The 24956-nt window shown below is 43.0% G+C and carries 34 protein-coding genes; 24 read left to right on the forward strand and 10 right to left on the reverse strand.

The annotated features are described in order from the left end of the window. Positions 1-54 precede the first annotated feature (54 nt). The 17 genes from Q7P33_RS11415 to Q7P33_RS11495 all read left to right on the forward strand — a co-directional run bounded on the left by Q7P33_RS11415 (position 55) and on the right by Q7P33_RS11495 (position 12013). Positions 55-2343 carry a hypothetical protein gene (locus Q7P33_RS11415; RefSeq protein ID WP_303870440.1) on the forward strand — a complete coding sequence of 763 codons (2289 nt, stop codon included), beginning with the start codon at positions 55-57 and terminating at the stop codon, positions 2341-2343. A 9-nt stretch (positions 2344-2352) separates the two neighbouring features. Continuing rightward, a complete protein-coding gene (locus Q7P33_RS11420) occupies positions 2353-3207 on the forward strand; it encodes a phage baseplate protein (protein ID WP_303870442.1) in 855 nt (284 codons plus the stop codon). Beyond that, a complete protein-coding gene (locus tag Q7P33_RS11425) occupies positions 3204-3518 on the forward strand; it encodes a hypothetical protein (RefSeq protein ID WP_303870444.1) in 315 nt (104 codons plus the stop codon). Before Q7P33_RS11420 ends, Q7P33_RS11425 begins: the two co-directional genes overlap by 4 nt. Then, the gene (locus Q7P33_RS11430) at positions 3511-5145 is read left to right on the forward strand and encodes a phage tail tip lysozyme (protein WP_303870445.1); all 1635 of its coding nucleotides are present in this window, start codon (positions 3511-3513) and stop codon (positions 5143-5145) included. The genes Q7P33_RS11425 and Q7P33_RS11430 overlap by 8 nt, the downstream gene beginning before the upstream one ends. 10 nt (positions 5146-5155) lie before the next feature. Beyond that, entirely contained in the window at positions 5156-5464 is a 309-nt protein-coding gene (locus Q7P33_RS11435; RefSeq protein WP_303870446.1) for a hypothetical protein, read from the forward strand. Then, positions 5461-5814, forward strand: a complete 354-nt coding sequence (locus Q7P33_RS11440; RefSeq protein WP_303870448.1) for a DUF2634 domain-containing protein — start codon at positions 5461-5463, stop codon at positions 5812-5814. Before Q7P33_RS11435 ends, Q7P33_RS11440 begins: the two co-directional genes overlap by 4 nt. Next, positions 5811-6989, forward strand: a complete 1179-nt coding sequence (locus Q7P33_RS11445) for a baseplate J/gp47 family protein (RefSeq protein ID WP_303870450.1) — start codon at positions 5811-5813, stop codon at positions 6987-6989. Before Q7P33_RS11440 ends, Q7P33_RS11445 begins: the two co-directional genes overlap by 4 nt. Further along, positions 6986-7819 carry a hypothetical protein gene (locus Q7P33_RS11450; RefSeq protein WP_303870452.1) on the forward strand — a complete coding sequence of 278 codons (834 nt, stop codon included), beginning with the start codon at positions 6986-6988 and terminating at the stop codon, positions 7817-7819. Before Q7P33_RS11445 ends, Q7P33_RS11450 begins: the two co-directional genes overlap by 4 nt. Before the next feature lie 12 nt (positions 7820-7831). Further along, complete coding sequence (locus Q7P33_RS11455; protein WP_303870453.1) at positions 7832-8221, forward strand: phage tail protein; 390 nt, start codon at positions 7832-7834, stop codon at positions 8219-8221. 14 nt (positions 8222-8235) lie between these two features. After that, positions 8236-8520 carry a hypothetical protein gene (locus Q7P33_RS11460; RefSeq protein ID WP_303870454.1) on the forward strand — a complete coding sequence of 95 codons (285 nt, stop codon included), beginning with the start codon at positions 8236-8238 and terminating at the stop codon, positions 8518-8520. Beyond that, the gene (locus tag Q7P33_RS11465; RefSeq protein WP_303870455.1) at positions 8521-8859 is read left to right on the forward strand and encodes a hypothetical protein; all 339 of its coding nucleotides are present in this window, start codon (positions 8521-8523) and stop codon (positions 8857-8859) included. A 1-nt stretch (position 8860) separates the two neighbouring features. Further along, complete coding sequence (locus Q7P33_RS11470; protein WP_303870456.1) at positions 8861-9412, forward strand: hypothetical protein; 552 nt, start codon at positions 8861-8863, stop codon at positions 9410-9412. A 10-nt stretch (positions 9413-9422) separates the two neighbouring features. Then, the gene (locus Q7P33_RS11475; protein WP_303870458.1) at positions 9423-9641 is read left to right on the forward strand and encodes a hypothetical protein; all 219 of its coding nucleotides are present in this window, start codon (positions 9423-9425) and stop codon (positions 9639-9641) included. Positions 9642-9657: 16 nt separating this feature from the next. After that, positions 9658-9807 (forward strand): hypothetical protein, encoded by a 150-nt coding sequence (locus Q7P33_RS11480; RefSeq protein ID WP_303870460.1) that lies wholly within the window; start codon positions 9658-9660, stop codon positions 9805-9807. Between the two features lie 124 nt (positions 9808-9931). Then, entirely contained in the window at positions 9932-10117 is a 186-nt protein-coding gene (locus tag Q7P33_RS11485; protein ID WP_303870462.1) for a hypothetical protein, read from the forward strand. 1 nt (position 10118) lies between these two features. Further along, complete coding sequence (locus Q7P33_RS11490) at positions 10119-10367, forward strand: phage holin (RefSeq protein ID WP_303870463.1); 249 nt, start codon at positions 10119-10121, stop codon at positions 10365-10367. A 2-nt stretch (positions 10368-10369) separates the two neighbouring features. Further along, complete coding sequence (locus tag Q7P33_RS11495) at positions 10370-12013, forward strand: GH25 family lysozyme (protein WP_303870465.1); 1644 nt, start codon at positions 10370-10372, stop codon at positions 12011-12013. A gap of 260 nt (positions 12014-12273) precedes the next feature. Here Q7P33_RS11495 and Q7P33_RS11500 read toward each other — a convergent pair whose 3' ends face one another. The 3 genes from Q7P33_RS11500 to Q7P33_RS11510 form a co-directional block, all read right to left on the reverse strand. Then, entirely contained in the window at positions 12274-12471 is a 198-nt protein-coding gene (locus Q7P33_RS11500) for a helix-turn-helix domain-containing protein (protein WP_303870466.1), read from the reverse strand. A 203-nt stretch (positions 12472-12674) separates the two neighbouring features. Further along, on the reverse strand, positions 12675-12884 hold the full coding sequence (locus tag Q7P33_RS11505; protein WP_303870467.1) for a hypothetical protein: 210 nt from the start codon (positions 12882-12884) through the stop codon (positions 12675-12677). Between the two features lie 80 nt (positions 12885-12964). After that, positions 12965-13342: a hypothetical protein gene (locus Q7P33_RS11510; RefSeq protein ID WP_303870469.1), complete on the reverse strand. Its 378-nt coding sequence runs from the start codon at positions 13340-13342 to the stop codon at positions 12965-12967. Between the two features lie 164 nt (positions 13343-13506). Here Q7P33_RS11510 and Q7P33_RS11515 point away from each other — a divergent pair, with 164 nt between their 5' ends. Further along, entirely contained in the window at positions 13507-13755 is a 249-nt protein-coding gene (locus tag Q7P33_RS11515; protein ID WP_303870470.1) for a hypothetical protein, read from the forward strand. A 24-nt stretch (positions 13756-13779) separates the two neighbouring features. On the opposite strand, the gene Q7P33_RS11520 is transcribed toward Q7P33_RS11515, so the two are convergent. Further along, entirely contained in the window at positions 13780-14016 is a 237-nt protein-coding gene (locus Q7P33_RS11520; RefSeq protein WP_303870472.1) for a hypothetical protein, read from the reverse strand. A 153-nt stretch (positions 14017-14169) separates the two neighbouring features. On the opposite strand from Q7P33_RS11520, the gene Q7P33_RS11525 reads away from it, so the two are divergent. Next, a complete protein-coding gene (locus tag Q7P33_RS11525) occupies positions 14170-15183 on the forward strand; it encodes a hypothetical protein (RefSeq protein ID WP_303870474.1) in 1014 nt (337 codons plus the stop codon). 349 nt (positions 15184-15532) lie between these two features. Here the strand turns inward: Q7P33_RS11525 and Q7P33_RS11530 are convergent, their stop codons facing one another. Continuing rightward, a complete protein-coding gene (locus Q7P33_RS11530) occupies positions 15533-15931 on the reverse strand; it encodes a TetR/AcrR family transcriptional regulator (protein WP_303870476.1) in 399 nt (132 codons plus the stop codon). Positions 15932-16092: 161 nt separating this feature from the next. Between Q7P33_RS11530 and Q7P33_RS11535 the strand changes: the two genes are divergently transcribed. From Q7P33_RS11535 to Q7P33_RS11550, 4 genes are all read left to right on the forward strand, one after another. Then, complete coding sequence (locus tag Q7P33_RS11535) at positions 16093-16824, forward strand: ABC transporter ATP-binding protein (RefSeq protein ID WP_303870477.1); 732 nt, start codon at positions 16093-16095, stop codon at positions 16822-16824. Continuing rightward, a complete protein-coding gene (locus Q7P33_RS11540; protein ID WP_303870478.1) occupies positions 16818-17828 on the forward strand; it encodes an ABC transporter permease in 1011 nt (336 codons plus the stop codon). The genes Q7P33_RS11535 and Q7P33_RS11540 overlap by 7 nt, the downstream gene beginning before the upstream one ends. Before the next feature lie 157 nt (positions 17829-17985). Continuing rightward, on the forward strand, positions 17986-18243 hold the full coding sequence (locus Q7P33_RS11545) for a hypothetical protein (RefSeq protein WP_303870479.1): 258 nt from the start codon (positions 17986-17988) through the stop codon (positions 18241-18243). Between the two features lie 19 nt (positions 18244-18262). Next, positions 18263-19024 (forward strand): NAD(P)H-dependent oxidoreductase, encoded by a 762-nt coding sequence (locus tag Q7P33_RS11550; protein WP_303870481.1) that lies wholly within the window; start codon positions 18263-18265, stop codon positions 19022-19024. Between the two features lie 73 nt (positions 19025-19097). Here Q7P33_RS11550 and Q7P33_RS11555 read toward each other — a convergent pair whose 3' ends face one another. Further along, positions 19098-19763: an L-threonylcarbamoyladenylate synthase gene (locus tag Q7P33_RS11555; RefSeq protein ID WP_303870482.1), complete on the reverse strand. Its 666-nt coding sequence runs from the start codon at positions 19761-19763 to the stop codon at positions 19098-19100. Between the two features lie 149 nt (positions 19764-19912). On the opposite strand from Q7P33_RS11555, the gene Q7P33_RS11560 reads away from it, so the two are divergent. Then, positions 19913-20311: a DUF3592 domain-containing protein gene (locus tag Q7P33_RS11560; RefSeq protein ID WP_369693296.1), complete on the forward strand. Its 399-nt coding sequence runs from the start codon at positions 19913-19915 to the stop codon at positions 20309-20311. A gap of 94 nt (positions 20312-20405) precedes the next feature. Here the strand turns inward: Q7P33_RS11560 and Q7P33_RS11565 are convergent, their stop codons facing one another. The 4 genes from Q7P33_RS11565 to Q7P33_RS11580 all read right to left on the reverse strand — a co-directional run. After that, the gene (locus tag Q7P33_RS11565) at positions 20406-21395 is read right to left on the reverse strand and encodes a 2-hydroxyacid dehydrogenase (protein WP_303870485.1); all 990 of its coding nucleotides are present in this window, start codon (positions 21393-21395) and stop codon (positions 20406-20408) included. A gap of 171 nt (positions 21396-21566) precedes the next feature. Further along, complete coding sequence (locus tag Q7P33_RS11570; protein ID WP_303870486.1) at positions 21567-21899, reverse strand: hypothetical protein; 333 nt, start codon at positions 21897-21899, stop codon at positions 21567-21569. Positions 21900-22136: 237 nt separating this feature from the next. Then, the gene (locus tag Q7P33_RS11575; protein ID WP_303870487.1) at positions 22137-23069 is read right to left on the reverse strand and encodes a CHAP domain-containing protein; all 933 of its coding nucleotides are present in this window, start codon (positions 23067-23069) and stop codon (positions 22137-22139) included. 665 nt (positions 23070-23734) lie between these two features. Continuing rightward, on the reverse strand, positions 23735-24956 hold a 1222-nt coding region (locus Q7P33_RS11580; RefSeq protein WP_303870488.1), incomplete at its 5' end, for a bifunctional diguanylate cyclase/phosphodiesterase.

A 24956-nucleotide genomic window follows, 5' to 3' on the forward strand; every position in this document is an offset into this window, starting at 1 on the left:
AAAGATGGGGGCGCCAATTAAAGGCACCTCCATTGCAGAAAGGAGGTTCAGTAGATGGATTTGCGGAATATGGCATTTAGCATTGGCTTTAAAGGCGACACGTCCGGCATAAAAGCCATGGATAGCGCAGCTGATAAAATGAAAGCAAATGTAGCATCATCTTACAAAGAAATGGAATCAGCGGCAGACAACAGCGCCAAAAGCCAGAGATCACAAGCTGCCAGTTTAGCAGCAGCATATCGAAAGGCTGGCATGGATCAATCCGAAGCCATGAAAAAAGCATGGTCGGAGATTGACCGGACAAGCAGCACGGGATCGGCCAAAGCGAAAAAATCAATGAATGATATTAATGGAGCAAGTTTCGACTCATTGATCGGGAAAGCTAAAGCTGCCGGAGCAGCGATTGTAGCCACGTTTGCAATTGATAAAATAATCGAATTTGGAGCGGCTGCGTTAGAATCAGCCGGATCGGCCAAAGCTATTTCCTCCCAATTCACTCAAACATTTGGCGATTTGGAGCCGGCGGCCCAAAAAGCAGTCGACAGCATGTCGGGACAATTTGGAATGGTACCAAACCGATTAAAACCATCCATGTCACAGATGACATCAATGTTTAAAGGCTTGGGCCTTGATACTGAATCATCCATGGCAAAAGCCACGGATGCGGTAACGGCCAGCGCAGATGCGGCAGCCTTTTATGATAAATCTTATGCAGATGCAAATAGCGCCCTAACGAGCTTTATTAAGGGGAATTATGAAGGCGGTGAGTCTATTGGACTTTTCGCAAATGATACTCAGATAGCTCAATATGCGATCCAGAAAGGTCTTGTCAGTTCAACTGGCGCATGGTCTGAGCTAGATGAAGCGACGAAACAGGCTACACGCTTGGAATACGCTCAAAATATGCAGAAACTGGCCGGAGCCACTGGACAAGCTTCGAGGGAAGCAGACGGCTGGGAAAATCAAGTCGGAAATGTAAAACAAGCCTGGTCAGACTTTCTCGCTGTTATTGGCAAGCCCGCCCTTGGTATGGCCGTTGGTGTTATGAAGAGCTTGACCGATGGGCTAAAAACAGCCGGTGAAAAAGTAACATTCTTGACTGATGGATTCCAAGGCATTGGCGATCCCGCAGCACTGAGCGGATTGGATTCAATCATTTATATGGTCGGGGATGGATTTCGAACCGCCTGCGATGGATTTAATGCGGCTTACGATGGAATAAAGAAAAAAGTCGAAGAAAATACCCCGAACATTCAGGCAAGTTTTGCTTCATTGAAAACATCTTGGGACTTATTTTTTAATACAGTAAATAGAAACAATGAAGAATTTAATCCAGGACAACTAGGGGAATGGGCCGGAAATCTATTAAATCTATGGATTCAAGTCGAGAGTGCGGGAGCCGGTGTAGTCCTTAGCGTTGGTTCGTGGGTTCAAAACATTGCCAATTTTTGGACGTCATTAGGCACCGGGAATTGGGGCGGTGTTGCCGATAGTGTAAAAGGTGTTGGGTCATCAATAGTCGGAGTCGTTGAGAATTTGACGGCTTTTTTTGTTGGGGCTGAAAATGCCAAAAACGCATGGAGCAGCGTCGGATCTTTTTTCGGGCAAGTTGGAACGAATATACAAACAGGTCTTTCATCTGCCGGGAACTCCATTGGGGTTATATTCACTGGTGCATACGATGGCGTCACAAACACATGGAACGGTGCAGTTAGCTTTTTCTCAGGATTGTCGAGCGATATCGGAAACTCGTTCAATGGTGTGTCCGAATCAATTAATGGCGCTTTTGAAGGTTCGGTATCTTATATCTCTGGTTTGCCCGGGAAGTTTACCGAATGGGGCGCTGATATGGTTCAGGGGCTAGTTGATGGGATCATGGGCGCAAAAGATGCAGTTGGCAGCGCGGTTCAATCAGTGGCTGATAAAATTACGGCGTTCTTACACTTTTCGAGACCTGACGAGGGTCCGCTGCATTACTACGAGGAATGGATGCCTGACATGATGCGTGGATTGGCTGGCGGGATTACAAGCAATGCTTACTTAGTCAATAATGCGCTGTCCAGGTTAAGCTCAGATATGAGCATCGGAATTAACGGAGGGGCTCCAAATGTTAGCGGGTTCGACAACCAAGCACCATCAACCTCAAAAAACGTTAAAATTTCAAATAGATCTGGGTCAGGTAGCGGCGGCAGTTCCATAACGATCAAAAACGAGTTTAACATAAATGTGGGTGCTGGATCTGGTGGCAAAGAGATCGTGTCCAGCATCGAAAAAGAATGGCTTGTATGCATGGAACGATTCCTGAAGAAATACGATCTGAGAAATCCCCAAGTAACGGCATAGGAGGGCGATATGATAGAAGGAAAAGCCCATGTGCAGGACACTGGATGGACAGAATTTAAGAGTGACGGCGAGACAATCGGCACCACTGGTCTGGGTAAACGACTGGAAGCCTTGATAATCAACTCCGATTACCGGTTGCGGTATAAGTCCCATGTCCAGAATATTGGTTGGCAAGACTGGGTTAGCCGTGGAGAAATTGCCGGAACAGTAGGCCAGAGCCTCCGGATGGAAGCTTTTAGAATTGAACTGCTGGACGATACCGGGAAACACGTCTGGTACCGGGTACATCTTGAGGGTATTGGCTGGACAGATTGGGCCATTGACGGCGCTATTGTTGGATCAGTCGGGGAGTCCCGTCGAATGGAAGCGGTTGAAATTCAGATCGTGGACGCCGCCAGTAATGAAGCGTTTAAAAAATGGTATGAGGATAGCTTGAAGTGTAAGCTGGGCGACGTGATTTTCACTTCAACCACCGGTGAAAGTACGAGCATGAGTAACAATGTGACCAACAAAGCCATTGAAGGCGGGACGGTCAGTGATCATGTGGAGAATAAACCATTAACTATGAATATAACCGGTATTATTGTCGGTGACGACTGCCAGGAAAAGCTGGAAACCATCAGGGATTATACCAGTAACGGGGATCTATTACGCTATGTTGGGTGCGATACAGCCAATAACATGGTGATCTCCTCATTCAACACAGATAGAAGCGTTTCCTTAAAAGGAGGCGTTGCTTTTACTTTGGCATTACAGGAAATACCCATGGCAACGGGGGTGGTGACGGTGATTGATGAAGCGTATATCTACACCCAAATGAATAACCTGAAAAATGGTGGATTGCAGCCGGTGTTGCGAGAATGAGTTACTATATTTCAATTGATAAAAAGAACATACCGATAAAATTTGATGTTCGGCTAAATAAGATCACCTTCACGTTTGAGGTTCACTATAACGCTTCTTTTGATTTCTTCACTGTAGCGGTATCTGACAGCTCAGGCGAGGTATGGACAACCGGCGAAAAGCTGGTTCTCAATAAACCAATCTTAAGCACTCAGTCCTACCTGAATTTCCCGTCGGTAACGCCCATGGACCCAACCGGGAAGGAAACCGAAATCACCTGGGACAACTTTAACAAGACGGTGTTTTTGTATGTGGGGGTGGCTGGTGAGTAATTTATTCAGACGAAAAAAGCAATTGATTATTAATAATGTGGTGATGCCGGATTTGGAAATCGATTTTAACATTACATTCAATGCCGATGATGAACAGCCAGTGAATGATGTGTCGATTGTCAATCTGACCCCGGAAACCATCCGGGGCATTGGCAATGGCCAGATAGTTATTTTAAATGCCGGTTACGGAGACAATATGGGAAACTTGTTGGTCGGGAAGATTTCAGACGTTGCGACTACATCTGATGCAGTTGACCGGTCACTAAAATTGATGGTCGCCCCGGACGTTAACGTGACTTTATCGACAACCGTGTCGAAATCATACGCCCCCGGAACTATGGCCAGCTTTGTTGTTAAGGATTTATTGAACGGCATCGGCTTGGAAGTCGGGACCATTAAACTGAATGCAGACATCTGCTACACTGATGGCAAAATCTTTAGCGGTACTGTCGATGCGGCGCTTAAGGAAATTGTAAAGGCCACCGGCAGCTTTATGTTTGTGCGATGCAATATCATTTACATCGTCGATTCGGTCTATGAGATCGACACCGGGATTCTGTTAAACAAATCAACTGGTTTGATTGGAAGCCCGGAAGTGGTCGATATAAACGGGGCTAAAGGTTATAAAATAAAAAGCTTGTTAAATCCAATGCTGACGCTGGGATCGGTATTTCGGCTGGAAAGCAAATACCTGAGCGGCTTGTTCAGGGTTCAGGATGGCACCCATACCGGTGATTTCATAACGACGGTAAACTGCTTGCCTACGGATGAGGTTTCCCGGTATGTGCCGCCAGTTAAAAATAGCGGTGGTAGTGGTGAGAATACGCCAAAAGGTAAAATGTGGACATTCTTGATTAATAAAGGCTTTTCCAAAGCGGCAGCTTCCGGAACAATGGGAAACGTTGAATTAGAGAGTGGCTATAATCCTGATGCTGAAAACAGTTCTAGCGGCGCTTACGGCCTATTCCAATGGCTAGGTGATCGGCGGACAGGGCTTGAAGCTTTTGCGACGGCCAGAAGCTGTGCAGTAAATGATCAGCAATTACAAATGGAGTATTTTTACTATGAAATTACTGAAGGTGGGGAATCAGCTTGCTTTCCAACTTATACGGATTTGCCTAGCCTAGACGCATTCAAAGCATTAACCGACCCAGAAGCTGCAGCCATTTTATTTGAAAATGCATTCGAGCGCTCGGGCGGTGCTGGCATGAGTCAGCGGATTGAATATGCACTGGCTGTTTATGCTTGGGATGGTGGGAAAGCAGCCGGTAGCGGTACTGGTTATTCTGGATCGAGCCATTTTGGGCCAGATGCTTTTAAATGTGCTTGCGGTTGCGGCCTAGACTGTGTTCAGGAGTTGAAAGACAAAATAAACCAGATGGTTGACAACACCGGGATGGAGTTTGTTATACATTCAGCCGCTCGTTGCGAATATCAAAACAATATCGATGGCGGCGTTCCGAATTCACTGCATTTGACCGGTGAGGCAGTAGATGGTCATATTGAAGGAGCGGGTGTTGATTACCTTTATCAAGCTGCTCAGGCTGTTGGTTTGGGTACTTATCGTTACTATGATGATGGGTTTGTTCATTGTCAGACGTGGCCAGCCGATGTAATTTGGAACTAGGAGGAATGCTGTGCTTGAACTTGACACACTAATCAAAAGAATAATGGATAACAGAATTGCAGAGCTTAACACCACAATGCAATGTAAAGTAATTTCAGTGTCTCCGAAACTGGTAATCCAACCAATTCCAAAGAAAAACTATGTAGCCGGGGAAGAAGATTATCCGCTGATTGGCAGCGCAAAGAAATTAAAGCAATGGGCATTGGTAAATGGATCGCCGGTGCCTTTTGTTTTGCCGCTAAATGTCGGGGACGTGGTTCTGGTGGCATTTGGCAAGAAAGATCTGACCGATGCGGTGATTCTGGGGGTGATTGAATGAGAACATTTAAGTTAATCGATGGTGATATCGTTTTTGACAATAATGGTGAGCTGGTCATGGTGGAAGGTAAAGAGGAAGAAGCCCAAAGTATTGAGCGGATATTCTCGGCCAATGTAAAAGAATTCTTTCTGGATCCTGTCCATGGGTTTGACTTTGATCTTCTTAAAACTAAGCGTCCGGACAAAAACATGATTCGCCTTGGCCTGATTTCGGCAGCGACCCAGGATGACAGAGTGAAGACGGTGACCGCCACGACGATTGATTTTGACAACTCCGCCAGATCATTGGCCATCGGGTTTAAGATCATCACTAAAAACGGTAATACCATTGAAAGTGAGGTGAGATTATGAGTGATTTCGGCTTAACCGAGAAGGGTTTTAAGCGAAAGCGATATATTGACATACTTGAAAGCCTACAATCCAACGCAAAAAGCATTTTTGGCCGGGACATTAATGTAAACACCAACAGCCCACTTGGGATGCAGTTAAAGGTGATTGCTTTTGAGCTGGCAGACGAATGGCAGCAGATTGAGAATGTCTATTATTCCGCATTCAAAGATACCGCCACAGGATACCAGGTTGATGCGGTCGGCCAGTATATTAATGTGAAAAGAAAAGGTGCTACTTATGCAACTGGTATTGCGACCTTTACCGGGACCCCGGGAACTGTTATCCCGACCAATTTTGTAATTGCTTTTGACAATGTCCATTTCTGGACGTTACAGCAGGCTACCATCAGCGGCACCGGTACTATCGATGTTAATATCCAATGTATTGAGGTTGGCGGTATTGGGAATGTGGCGGCCGGAAAGATTACCAAGATCGTGAGTGCATTATCCGGGGTTACGTCGGTCACAAACGCCCTGGAAACATCTGGCGGTAAAGAGGTAGAGGATACCACGACATTTAAAGCCCGATATGACGATTCGATTGCCAGCGGCGGCAGTTCAACTGCAGCAAGTGTTGAGGCGGCGCTGTTGGCAATACCAACCGTCACCGATGCCAAAGTGACTGAAAATGATACAGTAGCAACAGTGGACGGCATCCCCCCTAAATGCCTATCCTCATTCGTTTATGGGGGATCAGATACTGAAGTGGCCAATGCCATCTATAAATCAAAAGGTGGTGGCATCCAGGCGTTTGGTGCGACCTATGTGGGCGTTACCGACAATAAAGGCATTACCCACCAAATGGGATTCACCCGGGCAACTGAGGTGCCTGTCTATATCCACATTACCCTGACTAAAGACACTGATCTTTATCCGGCCAGTGGAAACGCATCGATCAAAACGGCGATTATCCAATACATCGGCGGTCTGGATGCAGATTCAACCGAATACAACGGTATGGGCCTTGGCGCCGACGTCATCTACACCAAATTGATTGGGCTATGCCATAAGGTTTCCGGGGTAACAGACGTGACGGTGACGGTATCCACTGACAATACCACATTCACCAGCTCCAATATCGTCATCGATGCGAACTCTGTAGCGATGACCGATTATAACAAGGTGGTGATTTCGTGAAACTGGCAAAACGGCTGACAAGCAATTATAAGCGGGATCCCACCAGTAATATTGGGCGCCTAATGACTGTGATTGAGATGGAAATGCAGGAGATCCGGGATGCACTCAAAACTATTGAGCTTTACCGCTTGATCGACAATGCAACCGGTGTGACCTTGGATAACATTGGGAAAAATGTTCTCCAGGAACGGGGCGCTATGGATGACGTGCGGTATCGGATGTTCTTAAAAGTTAAGATTCGGGCCAACCGATCCGGGGGGCAAATCGACACGATCAATGAAATCATGGACGCATTACTGGATGATCATTTCCTTGGTACCCGGGAGGTTTGGGGCGATGCGTCCTATGGTAATGAACCAGCGGCGCTGGAAGTTCGGTATATCAATTATTTTGATAAGATCAAAAGCCAGTACCAGAATCTTGAAGATGATCCCTGGTATCTGGACGGCAAATACAAACTGGACGGCAGCCGGAAACTGGACGGTGGCTTCACCTTTAGCTATGAGGATTATGAGGACAAGATCCTTGAAGCCATGACCCAGGTTAAGCAGATGGCCAATTTCATTAAAACGGGCGGAGTTAAGGTCTGGTGGTGCGAACCGCTGACTGTTAGTAACCCAATTGTTATAACACACAGCACGAGCATGGTGATTAAAGGAACCACAAATAATACCCTCGATATCAGCCATTCAACTGGTTTGGTGGATAGTTTCGAGGTCATCAATACGCCTGACTTCATCCTGGATGGAACAGTACTTTTGGACGGATCACTATTACTTAACGGCATCCGGCCAATCATTGTTCATTCAACATCCATGCAAATAATTTAGAAAGGGGAAACAATGGCAGATTCGATTATTATTACAACGAATAAAGGCCGGGAGAAGCTGGCCAAGGCGTCCATGGGGGCGATCACTTTGCCGGCAATCACCCAGATCGGATTCGGCACCGGCGGTCATAATATCGGCACCGGGGAGCCAACGCAGCCCGATCCGGCGGCAACAGCAGTGCCCGGGGAAGTGTTAAAGAAAAATATTGAGAGTTACACATTCCCAATCGCAACCACGGCTTCCATATTGGGAATACTGGATCAAAGCGAAGGGAATGGCCATAGCATTTCGGCCTACGGGCTGTACGATTCGGCGGGGGATTTAATTGTGTTGATGCATACGGTACCCAGTCCCAAAACGGCGGAAACCCGGTTTGAAAGGACAATCACTAATGCATTTTAGAAAGGAGGCACTACATGGAGAATAGATTTGGAACATTTGGCGATAATGACCCCGCAAAAGGGAGTCTTATCACAGAAAGAATTTCGGATATTGGGAATGAGTTGATTAATGAGCATAATACCCACATTGCCAACACCACCAACCCCCACTCCGTAACAAAATCACAAGTAGGTTTAAACAATGTTGACAACACATCGGACTCGAACAAACCTGTTTCGTTGGCGCAGCAGGCGGCTTTGGATGCGATAAATTTAAAAACGATCAACCAGAACAGAAAACTTAGAATGGGGGGAATGTAGATGGCCATCGGGGATGTAATACCAAAGAAACTATTTCAGGGCGCAATCAGCGCCACGGCAACCGCAAAATACACGGTTCCATCAGGATGCCGCGCACAGATCGTTGAGATCTGGGCAGATAATCAAAATACGACAACTGCCCGAAAGTTAGCTATATTTGCTCATGGTCTAGCAAGCACTAATCAACTAGCCCACAATATCGAAATAGCAGTGGATTCGAGCAAAATTATTTCGGATAATAAAATTATTTTAGCTGCAGGAGAAACGCTGGGGTTCAAGCAAGATACCGGGACGGATGTAAATGTTACTGTGTACGGGATTGAGGAGCAGGTGAGCTGATATGGGGAGAATTATTAATTTAGGTAAGGAAGAAACGATAAAACTTCCAAATGGCAAAGGTTATAGAAAGATTTACGACACCACGGTTCGCACATCCCTAACTCAAATTTTATCTGTAACAGGTAAGGGTTATTTGAAATCTGCTTTTAATGTTAATAATGGGGGCGGCGTGAGTGGCAATTACTACTCGCAGATACTGATAACTATAGATGGTGCTGTCGTTTTAAGCATAAATAATACTGCTACAAAACTAGTTAGTGGATGTGCTCAGGGTATAATTGACCAAGTAAACTATGGTGTGTCCTCTAGCGGAAATGTACAATTGCCGCTAGGGGGGCTTTATAACCTTAGTCCGTCTAATTTTGTCGGTAGCTTTGGTAGGGTTGGAAGCGTGCCGATTAATTTTCCATCTGCATCCGAACAATCACTTGATGCGACCGGTGGATTATTTCTTATCCCAGAGTTGATTAGATTTAACACTGGACTTTCTATTAGTGTAAAAAAAGAAGATACAGCGGTTGTTACTGTGTGTGAATATTACTTAGACGATTAAGGAGAACGCGATGAAAATTACAAACGAACAAGAAATATTAGAAAATGGATACACGTATATTGAAAGAATATACGATACCGGTACGATCGAAAAAATTATGAAGGTTGAACTGGGGATATCTGAACCAGTGCCAGCCGACCCACAACCATCCATCGACGAAATAATCAGAGCAAACTACTTGGAAACCCAATACCAGACAGTTTTAATGGAAATGCAGTCCGGATTATAGAAAGGAAAAAATAGAAATGACCTATAAAGTAGCAAAGATGATGATTACAAATGGCAATTACGAGTATAACGATATGCTTAAAAAGCTTGATATCTTCTTACTCGGGAACAGAATCACGCAAGAACAGTATACCGAACTTGTTGGATTGTTGAACGCAGCAGCTTAGGCTGTTTTTTTATTGCTCAGGGGCGGGAAACCGTCCCTATTTATTTGAAAGGGGACGGTTTATGTTATTTGACTGGACAGCAGCAGGGGTTTTAATAGCTTTAATATGCCTAATCATAACACTCATGAAGTTGAGTTCTGAGTGGGGTAAGGTAGCGGCAGCAATGGTTAATTTGCAGGAATGCATCAAGGAATTACGAGATTCAAATAAAGAGTCTCATGGTCGGATTCATTGCAAATTAGAGGATCACGACGAGTGTTTGGCAGATCATGATAAGCGGATCACAGTTTTAGAAAAAAAGGAGAAATAAGATGAATTGGAAATTGGATATTAAGCAGCGATTGAAAAATAAAAAGTTCATGACAAGCCTGGCATTAAGTTTGGCTGTTATGATTGGTAGTTATTTTAGTTTATCCCCAACGGATTTTACCACCTGGGGTGCTGTGTTGGATGTAGGGTTGAAAATTGTCAGTAATCCATGGGTAGTCGGGTCAGTATTGTGGAATATCTACAATGCTTTTACGAACCCATTGAGCGATGGTTTAGGGGACGGTAAATAACCATGTATCTCGCGATTGACATCAGTTACTTTCAGGGGCCGAATCCGTCGGCCCCTGCGATTGATTGGGATGTGTTAAAAAACGCCACGTTCGATGGGAAGAAGGTTGAGGCGGTGGTGATGCGAGCTGGCCAGTATGAAGACGGTCGCCCGTCACCAGACTCAACGTTCGAAAGAAATTATGCAGAGTGTGCCAGAGTCGGTATCCATAAAGGCCCCTATTATTGTGTTGGTGCCAATACCATTGAGGGAATCCAGGAAGAAGCAAACTATTTCGTCTCGGTTATCGCCGGGAAAGAATTTGACATGCCAGCTTATGTCGACATCGAGGGTGACCCATGGCTTGCAGCTAATGCCAATCAGATCATTGATATCTTCAAGGCGACGCTCAAGGCCAACGGTTGGCGGGGTGGTGTTTATGCGAATAACAATTACTTCAAGAATTATATCAACTACCACAATTACGCCGATGATCCCTTGTGGGCCGCCCAATACTACGGATCGTCAATCGATTTGCCAAACCCGGAGCTGTTCGGCATGTGGCAAAAAACAGACAGTGGCATTATTGATGGGATCAGCCATACAGTGGATATTAACGAATTGTATATTCCGTACTGGGAGATACAGCAGCATGAAGCGTGCCTGGTAACAGAAGCGGCATTCGATATCATCCACCCGCCAGATAATTCCACGCCTACATTGGACATTGGCGTGGAGTACGAGGTATATATCCCGGGGTACGGCTGGACACCGACTTCCAGAAATGGTTTCTTGTCCGGGTCCATCGGATTTTCTAAGCAACTGGAATTAGTTCGGATCAGACTAACTAATGTAAATGGCAGGGATATTCATATTCACTATAATGTCCATGTCCAGGATGCGGGATGGACTGGATTTGTCGCAGATGGAGCAGAAGCGGGAGCGCCCGGAAAGCGGATCGAGGGAATTCAGATTCAATTAACTGGGGCTGATGCGCCAGATTATTCAGTCGAGTTCCGAAGCCACTCCCAGAATGTTGGCACCATGGATTGGGCTAAAGACGGGGAACTATCCGGGACCGAAGGGGCTAGCCTGAGACTGGAAGCGCTGGCCGTCCTGATCGTGCCGAAAGGTGTTGACTTGGGGTTTGACGGTATCGAGTCGTTTAAGAAGTTCGAACCGGTAAAAACCGTCGAAGAATTGCCTGTTACCCCGGCACCGGTGCCGGATTCTATTTTCGGAAAGCATTTTGTCAAAGAAGAATTCAGAGACGATTGCGGATTCCCTGGGCATAACGGCTATTACATTTCCGATCCGTGCGATGGCTACCCAGTTACCCAATACGGCAAAGAAGCGAACCTAAACCCGAGATTTTACCCAATTCTCAATGCTTTCAGGGAAAGAGTTGATTTGCCGGTTGTAATTACCTGCGGGGCCCGGTGTCCGTCCGATAATGAGGCGGTGGGCGGCGTCTGGAACTCCGCTCATTTGGTTGGCGATGCCGTGGATATGCATGTAGCTGGGATGGATATCGTCGATGCTGCATGGATCATGTGGAATGAATTTGGTGTACCGGTACGGGTTTATCCAGACAGCGGGTTTATGCATATTGAATTAAACACATCCCTTCAGGGCGTTTATAACCAGGAAGGGTATTATTTTATGTAGGGCGTTTCCAGACAGTTTCGGACGGGTAACAGAATCGTGATCCGTCCGTTTAACTATAACGCAAAATATACAAAATACTGACTTAATTTAACTTGCTAGATAACTAAATAAAATACGGAAAACCTATAAAAAGCCTGTATTAAGCCGTTTGTTAATTTGCTGGCTATTTGCAGATTAAGTAGTTAATTGCGCTAATGCGGCAACGGCCACCTTCGGGGGGTCTTTTTTTTATTACAAAGAAAAAGCCCCGGTTAGGGGGCCTATTTGATAAATTCCCGAAGATCGTAAACGCCTAGTCCATCGGCCAGCGCGACAGCGATCCGCAGGCTGACATTTCCGATTTCGGGCTGATCGACCTCATATTTCTGAATTTGGCGAATATTTACGCCAGCCTTTTCGGCTAATTCCCGCTGGGTCATCCCGGCGGCGATTCGAAGCTCCTTGATTTTATTTTCCATATTTACATTTCCCTCCTAAGGTGCTATAATAACGGCAACCGCAACACATGGTGTTTTTAAACTATATGATTTATGGGTCATAAGCCGAACCATAACATGTGATGTTTTTAAATTATGTTATTAGGTGGTAAACAAAATCGCATAATTTAAGCCGAACCGTAACCCAAGGGGTGGGAAGGAGTTGTTTGCGCAACTCCTTTTTTCTATCTAAAAGATACTGGGCTTCCCCATGTTCCGTGTACATCTCTGTAATAAATAACATCGCCATTTTTATAAACGACCTTTAAGGCTGATACTTCATCGTACATTTCATCGATGCTGTTAAAATTCGCAATACCATTACACCATTCTTTACTTACGGAAACCCAATCATCTCCATTCCACAATTTTTTAGTTTTGTCAAATTCTTTCATTACTTCACCTTTCCGGTTTTATCTGGTGTGTCCGTCACCTTTACTTATTCCCCGGGTATACCGCCGGGGCCGGTCAATATCTAAAATTCGTTTCCGTAAAGATAATCTAACAGTTTGTAGTTTTTTGTTATATCGATTCTTCCAATTTCTTCGAATTTCCAAGAACCAGTAGCTCTCACTTCGCCAGGGTTCATGTAGTTTCCAGTCTTTTTTAAATCTTCATAATATTGGTCATCAAGCGTTACATGCGATTTCTTCCCGAATTTTAATCCCGTTTTTCTATCTGCGAAAATAGATCCGACATAAAATGTTTCTCCGTCGCAGTTTTCAGCAATTACTTTGTTTTTCCGTTTAACTTCGATTACTTTCATTTCGTGCATCGCATGTCTTTTTACGTTTTCAATCGTTATTGTTCCTTCGTCTCCGTTTTTAAAAAAGATTTTAAATGTCTTTGCCATCTTCGTTCTCCTTCATTTTTTTATTTGTTTGTTTCTATGGTTTTATTATACGCCTTATAAGGCGTAAAGTCAAGAGCTTATTAAAAGTTTTTTTAAATAATTTATCCGTTGACCTCAACCCCGAACGGGTGTACTATTAAACAAATGTTCTATTGAGGTGCTAAATGAAATTAACAAAGAAATTCGTCGAAGTGGTTGTAAGATTCGATGGAAACGGAATAATCCCACTAGAGATTCACTGGCCAGATGGCCGCGTCTTCGAAATAGACCGAGTCCTAGACGTCAGGCAAGCTGCTTCAGTGGCGGTAGGTGGAATTGGGATCAGGTATAAGTGCAAGATAGGCGGGAAGGAAAGGCTGCTGTTCTACGAGGAGCCACGATGGTTTGTGGAAGCAAAAAGCCCAGGTGTTTAGCCTGGGCTGGATATTTTATCGTATTTATTTCAAAGCTTTTTCCTTCAACAAATCACGCCACTTGATCCCATATTCCAAATTAATCTTATCGACAAGTAAATTTCGATCTTGATCGGTGATTATCTCGGCACGAAAACAAAACAAGAGAGCTCCAAGCGCCATGTCACGGATCATTTTCAGAGATTCGGTATCTTTGGCAACGTCCATTTCGCTATAGGTGTCACTTAGGTATTGGTCAAGAGCGGCGTTAAAATTTTCCATAATTCCCCCTATTATTTTATCCGAAACAAATAATTTAGTTAAATTATAGCGGCTTCTCGGTTATTTGTAAATTATTCTTTTTTATTTATTGAATTTCAATAAATGTAAGCGTATACTTTGATTATTGAGAAATATAAGGAGGGTAAATTTGTGATGAAAAATATTCAAAAGATGACCATTCTATTATTGTCGCTGCTGTTGATAATTGGGGTGATTCCGGCCAGCGTAATGGCAGATGCATATCCCAGCATAAGCTACTGCACTCATGTTCAAAATGTGGGCTGGCAAAATTATGTAGGATCCGGAAAGATGAGCGGCACCGAAGGCATGTCTTATCGGTTAGAGGGCATCAAGATTAACCTGGACGCTCAAGGCTACGATCTTGGTATCAGTTACCAAACCCACATTCAGAACATCGGTTGGGAAGCAGATACCAACCGCGGCTGGAAGTCAAATGATGCTATGAGCGGCACCGAAGGATTGGGGTATAGACTCGAAGCGATCCAGATTAAGTTAACCGGAGCCGATGCCGATAAATTTAATATTTACTACAAAGTTCATGCGCAAAATATTGGCTGGATGGGATGGGCCAAAAATGGAGAGCCAGCCGGAACAGCTGGTTATGGATATCGCTTAGAAGGAATTAAGATTGTTATTTCACCTGCAAACGAAGATCCTCCAGAGCTTGGATCAGGAACAGCTTTTAAAGATGCTACTATCCCTCAATTCAAAGAGGCATATAAAAATGTTGTCTATCAGTTGTTTGTTCAGAACGGGAAAACTTATGGATACTCACAATATGCATGCCCTTACAGCTTATTTGATATAGACAGTAATGGAATACCTGAATTGTTTGTTAAGAAAGGGAGTGGCGAAGCAAATTATGAATACCAAATCTACACTTTCGAAAATGGCCAAGCCAAATTTATAGGAACGACAAATGGTGGGCATTCCACATTGTTTGGAAAAACAAACGCCGCAAGCGGCGAATTGCTTTTGCGTACGGCGCATATGAGTTACCAACGCATTTATGAAGTGAGTTATGCAAATGGAGCCATAGCAACAAATATGGTAGTTGATGAATATGTCCCGGCTGGGGTTGATTACTTTAAAACCGATTACCCAGTACCATGGGCGTATGCTCGGGATACTTCATTATTAAATTGATTTTATGAAAATGCGATAGACTGGCGATAAAAACGCTTGAACTGATGAAATTACGGTTTTTTATAGTGCGATTTTGCGAGAAAACATGATTTTATCAAATATCGCTCGTATTTCCGATTTAAGCAGCTTAAGCCCTCGCAGGTAATAAGTGACCTGCGAAAACCAGATCACAAGCCATATTTATAGAACATTCGATGACTTTATGGTATAATGCAATTAATCGTTCCAACCGGGCCTCTGATTCATGCATAAATGAGGTTGGCCATAAAAATAATGTCGCATCATCACAATGCGACATTATTTTATTAAAAGAAAAAACGCTCATAGATAAATCTATAGCCCTATTTATTTACATGTATAGATGTTTATAATTTATTTGTATATTGGATAACCCATCGCCGTTTTCCCCCAATAAAACCGGGAGGTAGGTTTTGTTTTTTTCAAAGAATTCTAAAATTGATTTTAAAATGGCTTTTTTACGATGATCATGAAAGAGATTGCCGTGAAAGAGATTCTTGATAACAATGCTTTTAAAATCGTCTACCGTAATGGTCTGTTCTTCAATTTCTGCCAGAATTTCATAAGCATCTTTAAAATAAACATAAAAAGTCGAGCGATTGTAGCCGGCCACATCACAGATTTCCTTGACGGTGATCTTCTCAATATTTTTTTTGCAATATAATAGCCAAAACGCATCAATCAGGTTTTGGCGGGTAACTTTGGCGGTGTTTGATAAACTAGTTGTCATCTCGGTTTTACCTCATTTAGCAGGATTGTTCATTTTGATTATAAACGAAGCCGATAGGATAAACAAGAAAATCCAACAGCTTGAAAAAGTCTGTTGGTTGAATTTAATACGGATTAGGGCTAAAATGGGGATAACCAAAAATAAAGAAGAGGGAACGGAAAATGAAAATAGAAGTCTGTGAAGTCAATAAATCATTTAAACAACAACAGGTTCTCAATCAGATCAGTTTGACAATTGAGGGAGGCCGGATCTTTTGTTTGCTGGGGGCATCTGGTTCAGGAAAAACAACTTTGCTGCGAATTATGATGGGCGCGATACCCGCTGATGGTGGAAGCGTCACAGTCGGTGGGATCGCCGTGCCAAACCGCCAACTGCTAGCCGAGATGGGCTATATGCCACAAAATGAAGCGCTATACGAAGAGTTATCGGCCTGGGAAAATTTGAAGTTTTTTGCCGGGCTGCAGCGACAAAGTCGTAAAACATTTGCAGCGGATGCCGAAGCGCTACTCCAGATTGTCGATATGGCTGCGTGTAAAAATAAGCTGATCCGTGATTGTTCCGGGGGGATGAAAAAACGAATATCGCTGGCGGTTGCATTGATTCATAAACCGAAGTTGCTGGTGCTCGATGAGCCAACGGTGGGGGTTGACCCGGTGCTGCGCCGCAAAATATGGCTTTATCTCAGACAGCTGCGGAATGAAGGAACCACTATTGTGGTGACCACTCATGTCATGGATGAGGTTACCCAATGTGATGACGCTGCCTTGCTTCGCAATGGTCATATCATTGCCCGGGATACGGTTAAAAATTTAATCGCCCAGACCCCTGATGGTAACATTGAAGAATTGTTTTTCATCGACAATCAATCAGAAGCGGAGGCACCATTATGTTAAGTATTGTTAAACGGATTTTGGGTCAAATGAAAAATGATAAGCGATCATTGGGATTGCTTTTATTTGCGCCGCTGCTGGTTTTAACGCTGTTATTTTTTATTCTCAGCGATTCCAGCTATGTGCCGAAACTGGCCGTCAATGATATGAGCGAAAAATTTGTCGCAGAGCTTGAGAACCATGCCACGGTTAGTGAAGAAACAGAAAAACCCGAGGCCGCAGATTATTTGGAGGCTAATGGAATCGATGCACTGATCTGGAACGACAGCGAAGGGACACACATTGAATTGCTGGAGAAAAATTCCAAATCCGCCGCCGCTCTGGAAGCCATTCAGGATACCAATAAAGCTTTGCAGCCAACCAAAAATGAGTTGATTATTGATTATGTCTATGAATCATCGGGGGATAATCAGCTCGATTCGCTCTCCTTTGTTTTTCTGGGCGTGATCTCATTTTTCTTTGTCTTTATTCTTTCGGGGATGTCATTTGTCCGCGAGCGGTTTGGGCAGACATTAGAACGGATGCTGATGACTCCGATCAGACGGATTGATGTCATCGGGGGTTATACCCTGGGGTATGGTTTGCTGGCCGCAGTTCAAAGTGTGGTGATTATCTTGTACGCTGTTTATGTGTTGCAGCTTCAGGTGGAAGGATCGGTAGCCTTGTGTACCTTAGTCATGATCCTGATGGCATTTTCGGCGGTTTCGGTGGGCGCGCTGGTATCGATCTTTGCCAACAATGAATTACAGTTGGTTCAGTTTATTCCGGTGATCATCATTCCACAGATCTTTTTTTCCGGACTGATCCCGATTGACACCATTCCCTTTGGGCTGGGAAACCTGTGTTACCTCACGCCAATTTATTATGGCTGTACCGCCCTGGAAATGATTATGATTCAAGGCAAGGGGGTTGTCGAGATATGGCCATGGTTAGCGGGATCGGTCGCCTTTATTGGCGTGCTGTTTTTAGCAAATGTGACGGCGTTAAAGAAATACCGAAGACTTTAGACTTGTGATGGCGAATCAAACCCGAGTTTGATTCGCTTTTTTGATTGGAGAGTTAGATTTAGTTCACAACCATCCTGATTTTATGATATCATTCAGTTATAATCTTTTAAAATAGCATTTCACTACAGTCAAAAATAAAATCAGAAAGAAGAATAATATGTTAAATCAGGAATACATTGAAGCACAAACGATTATGAATCAGGCCAAAAAAGATCTGGAGACCATTTTTGACCAGGTTAAACCGCAAACACCGGAAGATCAGGAAGCCCATAACAGCTTATTGAGACTGATTGATCAATTAAAAAGTATGGATGCTTTTTACAATCATTTAAAAACAGCTAAAATCGAAGCCTTGTCTCCAAATGAAAAGCTGTTTGTCAATCTTATCAAGAAAAATAAAGAAAACTTAAAATAAACTTGGGAGTGAGATCAGCATGAAAGTTATTGCAATTATGGGAAGCCCCCACAAAGGGAGAGGTTTTGAAATCGTTCAGAAGATTGAGGCTGAACTCTCACGTTTGGATGAGGTTGAATTTTCATACATTTTTTTGAAGGATGTAAATTTAAAACTCTGTCAGGGTTGTTTTATCTGCATTGGTAAAGGGGAGATGCTATGTCCCCTTAAAGACGATAAAAATAACATTGAAGCTGATATATTAAGTGCCGACGGTGTCATTCTCAGTACTCCAGGCTATGCGATGAATGTCAGTGCGTTGATGAAAAACTTTATTGATCGCTTTGCCTACAGCTTGCATCGACCGAAATTTTTTAATCAATCACTGATGCTGGTAGCAAATGGTGGCTCCGGCTTGTCCAGGGTTAATTCATCCTTGGGAATGACCTTGGGAGGCAGCGATAAGGTTTGCGAATTAAAAATAACAGCAACCCCTTGGGAAGCCACCGCGGACTACGAGCAACGGGTTCAGAAAGACATCGAAAAAGCCGCTGATCGTCTCTATCGATCCATGAAAAACAAAAAGCTTGCTTCACCATCGCTGAGTAACCTGATCTGGTTCCGAATTTTCAAAAAAATGGCCAGTCTTTCTGAGCAGAACCTGCCGGCGGATTACGAATATTATCGAACTAGAACCGATTATTTTTATCCAATCCGAGTGAATCCCATTAAAAACGGAGTGGCGGGGATCATCGCAAATATCGGGGTGGCCGCCATGAAAAAGCAGGTCGAATTTAAATAGGCGTTTAGATAGCCTGTTTTACGATGAATGTTGTATTGCCAAACGATTTGCAAATAATGATTTTAAAGCGGACTTATTCCAAACCATGCTCATTTAAAATTCTTTTAATTTTTTCAAAAGGAAAGTGAGTCGCTTCCCGTCTGGATTCAACCGGGCATGTCCGGATATCTATGTGAGGGCTGGCATTGTCGCCCTGGGCTGGTCCACCATCAATGTACAAATCAACATCTGCACCAAAATAAGCAATCGATTCTTCGATGGTTTTGGCTGCAAACCGCCCTTTTGTATTGGAAGAGCTGATCGCGAGAATAGTCCCACAGCATTCGTAAAGATCGCGAATGGGACTATCCTGAAAATAGACCACAATAGCTTCGGAAGACCCAGTAGCAGCATCCAGTGGTGTCTTTGCTTTTTTCTGAACATACATACTCACCGGTGAAGGCGAAAAAATATCGATAATCTGTTGTTGACGTTCATCAATCGTCGCATATTCCGGTATTTTGGATTTATCCATGACGATCGTAATCGGTTTATCAGCGGGACTATGACGAATTGCTCTTAATCGTCGCAGCGCTGAGGCATTGAAGGCATCACAGACCACCACATAAATAGTCAGGGTTGGCATCACAACAATCTTACCATCGCGGATCACTTGGGCGGCTTTTTGATAGGCTTCGGGACCGGCTTGCATAATCTGTACGTCGGGATAAGTGACGATAAGCGATTTGTTTTTCTCCATCGGGACAGTTCCTCCTAAAAAAATTCATGTTATTATTTCCGGTTGATTTAATTATATAATGGATAGAAATGGTGTACAATACATTTATCATATCGAAGGGATACCTCGAATTAAGGGATGAAAGGTTGTGATGTTCAATGATGTCACTGATGTTGGTAATTATTAGAGTTGCGGGAATTGTACTTATTATTTTTTCAATCATTAGGTTGATAAAATTGAAAATAATTGAAAAGCGTGGCATTCAAACTGAAGCAGTGGTAGTAGGAATGAAAGAAAATAAGGTACGTACCGGACGGCAGGTTTATGATGAGTATACTCCAATTTTAGAATACATGATTGCTGAAAAAGTGTATCGAACGGCCGCATTGGCTTCTCAGGGCGATAAACGCTATGATTTGGGAGACATTGTCAAAATCCGGTGCAAATCGGATAGGCCTGAAGAAATTTTGATTCTAGGCGATCGTCGTTATTATTTTAATCCGGCTTTATTTGGTATCGCAGGGATTATGATCGAAATTCTGGTTTTGTTGTTACAGCGATTTCTTTAAAAACTAAATATCATTTAAAAAACTGAAGATCGGACGATTTCGATATGAACAGGTCGCCAGCATATTAGATGATGACCTGTTCATATTACAGGGATTATAAACCATTAACACAATTTATCGGTGAAGCATCTTTAGAAACTGCTAGAATATTCGCCCAGACCGTTTTATGCATTTTTTCAAAAGCCGGTTTAGTTGTTCCGCCAATATGCGGGCTAAATAGCAGTTTATAATGACAGCTTTCCGGCAGATTAAGCAGCGGATTATCGGGCATTACCGGTTCCGGGTACAGGGTATCGAGGCCAGCCCCGGCGATCTGCCCAGTTGTTAATGCGGCAACCAGATCTTCTTGAACGACCAGCTCGCCCCGGGCTGTGTTGATAAGTAGGGCGGTCGGTTTCATTAGAGACAGAAGGTTTGCATTGATCAGTCCAGTGGTTTCCGGAGTTACTGGTAAATGGAGGCTGATGATATCGCACTGCTTGCAGAGTTCTTCTAACGGCAGATAGCGGAGCTCTAATTTATTTTCAACTTCAATTTTTCGGGAACGATTGAAATAACTAAGCCGCGCGCCAAAAGGCTGCAAACGTTTGGCCGTTTCAAGGGCAATGGAACCCATACCGACCAGTCCCACGTGACAGGAACCCAGTTCCGGAATACCATCGAGAATAAATGAACCTTTGGCCTGAATCTGCTGACCGCTTCGTACCAGTTGATCGCCTTCCAGGAGCCGTCGTTGCAGGCCCAATATCAGTAGAATCGTTTGCTCTGCAACCGCAGCAGAGTTGGCGGCGGTATTGTTACAGACGTAGATGCTTTTTTCTTTAGCGGCTTGAATATCGATTTTATTATAGCCCACACCTTCAGAATGGATGAGTTTGAGATTCGGCATGTGGTCGATCAGGTTTTTGCTGACTTCCCGGACTGCATCCGCAAAAATAAAATCAGCATCGCTGGCAACCTGTAGTATTTCATCATCGCTATTTAAACTTTCACCGAAAACGAGTATCCAGTCTTTGGGGAGGATAGATAAATCAGAAAATTTTTCGACACGTTTTGTTGATGTCAGGATCAGGATTTTTGACACAGTGGTACCTCCGTTGGATAGAATATTTCCCTTACATAATGGCAGTGATATAAGAATAACTGAATATGTGTTGTCTTTTGACCTTGAAGATTTGATTATATCGACTCGCTTGCGTAAACACGTTCTGATCATGAATGAAAAACAACGATGCTGTCATCGTTGTTTTTTAATTCATATGGATTTAAATTTGATAGCCTTCATCTGGGTATCGAAGTAGAAATCACCTGCAGCCGAAACCATGTCTGACCAGTTTGGAAAATTGCTGTTTTGTCGAACCCAGGCATCCATTATGGAAACGGGGACAAGCTCAAAATCTTGTTGAGTGGCTACGACAAATCCGGCTGACTCTAAGAAATCATCAAGGCAGGAAAATGCAGTGTGTTTTTTCATAAATGCAGGCACCAAGTAGTTTTTAATCAAATCAAGATCGTCTCGAACACCGATCACCGAACCGTCATCGTTAAGCAGATTTGAATGGCCAGATTGAGTTTCAAGGTTTTTCATAAGCTACCTCCTAGAATTTGGTATGGTTAAACGTTATTTCAGTATCTATATCTTATCTGGTTTTAGCCAATATGACAAGAAAATTCGCATATTTAAAGCGATTTCTTATGATGATAACATTATTCTAAATAAAATATAATAATAGTATTGTTTTAAACAAGTATCAAATGATATGAGTTAAAAATAAAAAACCATCCAGCAACTTTATGGTTGCTAGGATGGCTTCTTGGTGCAACGTTACAGGGCAACTTCACCCAGACTGGTAAAGGTGTCGGCTTTTGTGATGGTGGTACCGGTCATTGAATAGTGACCGGCATTATCGTAAGCATAAACATGGACGTTATAGTCACCGAGTTCGGTATTGTGATCACTGTATGGTATAAAGCAACTGGCAACATTACCTTCAATAGTCCCTTCATGCCAGATTAAATCATCTTGTCCATTATTTTCGGTCCAGACAGGGAAGTATACCGAACCCATCCCGCTCAGGTCATCTGAAACCAGAGCGGTGACCTTGATTCCCTCACCTTGATAGTCGGTAACCAGTACATCAGACAATGTCGGGGGGGTTACATCAGATGTGGCATCAATGAAGTCACCAAGGTAGATGTAGCCTTGGAACCCGCCCACTGAAGTGGCATCTTCAGTGCCAATGGTATAGGTATAGTTTTGAAAGTAGATGCCGCTATAGGTTGATTCCGATAACGTCACAGTATCACCGTTAATTGCTTCAACAATCGCCACATGTCCGTCTGAACTGCCACCCCAACAAATAACAGCACCAAGTTTTGGAGTGGAACCGGAAGGATAATAACCTGTGCTTTGATTATATGCCCACCAGGAATTTGCATTGCCCATTGCTAAGTTTGGCTTGGTTCCCAGAATTTCATACGCTCGGCCAAAAGCATAAGCCGTGCAATTCGGCAAACCGTAGCCACCTTGTGAATAGGGATTATCAGCAAAGTAATAGGTATTGTCTGAGCTTGGTCCTGTGGTTCGAGCTGAAAATATGCTTGGGAGAGGTGCCACTTCTTCAGCTGTTTCTACAGCCTGTGCGATCTGCGTTAAATCTACCTCGGTTTCCTCAGCCATTACAGTTCCTGGTAATAAGCCCAGACATAAAACAAAGGCAAGACCTACACAGGTATTTTTTATTAAGTTTTTTTTCATTTGACCTCCAATGTCAAAGCATGATGATGTCACAATAGTGTGTGTGACTTAAATGCATCATTGATTGTTGCAATTTATTTACAAATTGGCAATGCGTATAATACATTAGCCATGTAAAATTTGCAAGCATACAAGTAATGACAATTAAGAAAGCATTATTATAAGTACGGGTTAAAAAACTAAAAATTGTTGAGAAATGGCCTTAAAAAAGGGAATAAGAAAGAAGTATGGAAAGAAGATGATTGATTATGGGGGAGATAATAATAAAAATGATTAATATTATTTTAAGCTAAAATGAAATAGCTTGCCAATAAGTAAAAATAAGGGTAAAGAATGAGTCATGATTGCGTTTTCTATTTTAATTAAATGACATTCAATTTAAAATAATTATGAGAAAAAAACTGAGTTCTTCAGAAATGTTGCTCTCAGAAGAGATACAGTAGCAGTGTAAAAACATTTTTAGTATGAAATAGACGACGAAGTAGATGGGTGGGGAATAAAAAACCTTGGAGTTTTTTAAAGAATGTTTCTTTTACTTCGAAAAAGCATAGTAATTATGCGATAAACGTACAAAGCCGACAATTGTCATATAATCGTCGGCTTTGTGGAGGGCAATAAAAATCTGTATAATGAAGTCACTGTAATTTAAAGATAAAAATAAATCTTTAAGGAAATTTGCTGAGAATCTCAGAGAGATTCGCTTCTGGTACGGGCTTTGAAAAATAGTAGCCTTGTATTTTGTTGCAAGGGAGGTTCTTTAAAATTTCGAACTGATCAATGGTTTCCACACCTTCAACCACAATTTTGAGACCAATGTTTTTGGCGATCTGGATAACATTTTCCACGATTTTTAACGATATCTTATCGGTGGCAATCTCATCAATAAAGGACTTGTCCAGTTTGACGGTTGAGATTGGCAGTACTTTTAAGTAGGTCAGGGAGGAATAACCGGTGCCGAAATCGTCCAGCGCAATGCTGACGTTTTTTTCTCTGAGGAAGTTGAGTTTCTCAGAGGCAATCGACATAGAGTTCATCAGCATGGTTTCAGTAATTTCCAATTCCAGAAGACTCGGATCTAAGCCTGTTTTTTCCAGTAGTTTGGTTACCTTTTCGTCAAAATCGTCATTTAAAAGCTGAAAGGTTGAGATGTTAACGGCAATGGAATAATTGGATTGATGTGTAAGATTATAATTGCTGATAAATCGGCAGGATTCTTCAAGAATCCAGTCGCCCAATTCAATGATGAGGTTGGATTCCTCGGCAATGCGAATAAACTCAAGCGGGGGGATAAACCCGCGTTCATGATGATTCCATCGTAACAGGGCTTCAAAACCATCGTAGCGGTTTGATGCCAGATCAAATTTTGGCTGATAATAGATCTCTAGTTGTTTGTACTTCAAAGCCTGTTTTAAATCCTGTTGTAATGAAGCTTTTCGCTGGATGATCTCATTCATGGACGGGTTGAAAATCATGAAATTATTTTTACCATTCATTTTAACCTGATTCATGGCAAGTTCAGCTTTCTTAAGCAGCTGTTCCAGACTATCCTGACACTCTTTGGTACAGATATTGCATTTTTTTCCGTCGCAATATTCATTACCGGATACACCAATGCTAACACTGGCACTAATGATTTGCTCACCAATTGTGATAGACTTCTCAAATTCTTGGATAATCGATTTAGCTAAATATTGAATTTCATCAGGATCATAGATACCGTTTTTGCAGATAGCAAACTCATCTCCGGAAATTCGGTAAACCTCATAGTTGGGGTAGCGACTGAATAGATCTTTTAAAACCGTCCCGACGTGGAGGAGCAGACTATCCCCGACATTGTGACCAAATAAATTGTTGATATATTTTAAATTATCAACATCAATATAATAT

Source organism: Acetobacterium wieringae (genome assembly GCF_026646375.1).
GTDB lineage: Bacteria > Bacillota > Clostridia > Eubacteriales > Eubacteriaceae > Acetobacterium > Acetobacterium wieringae_A.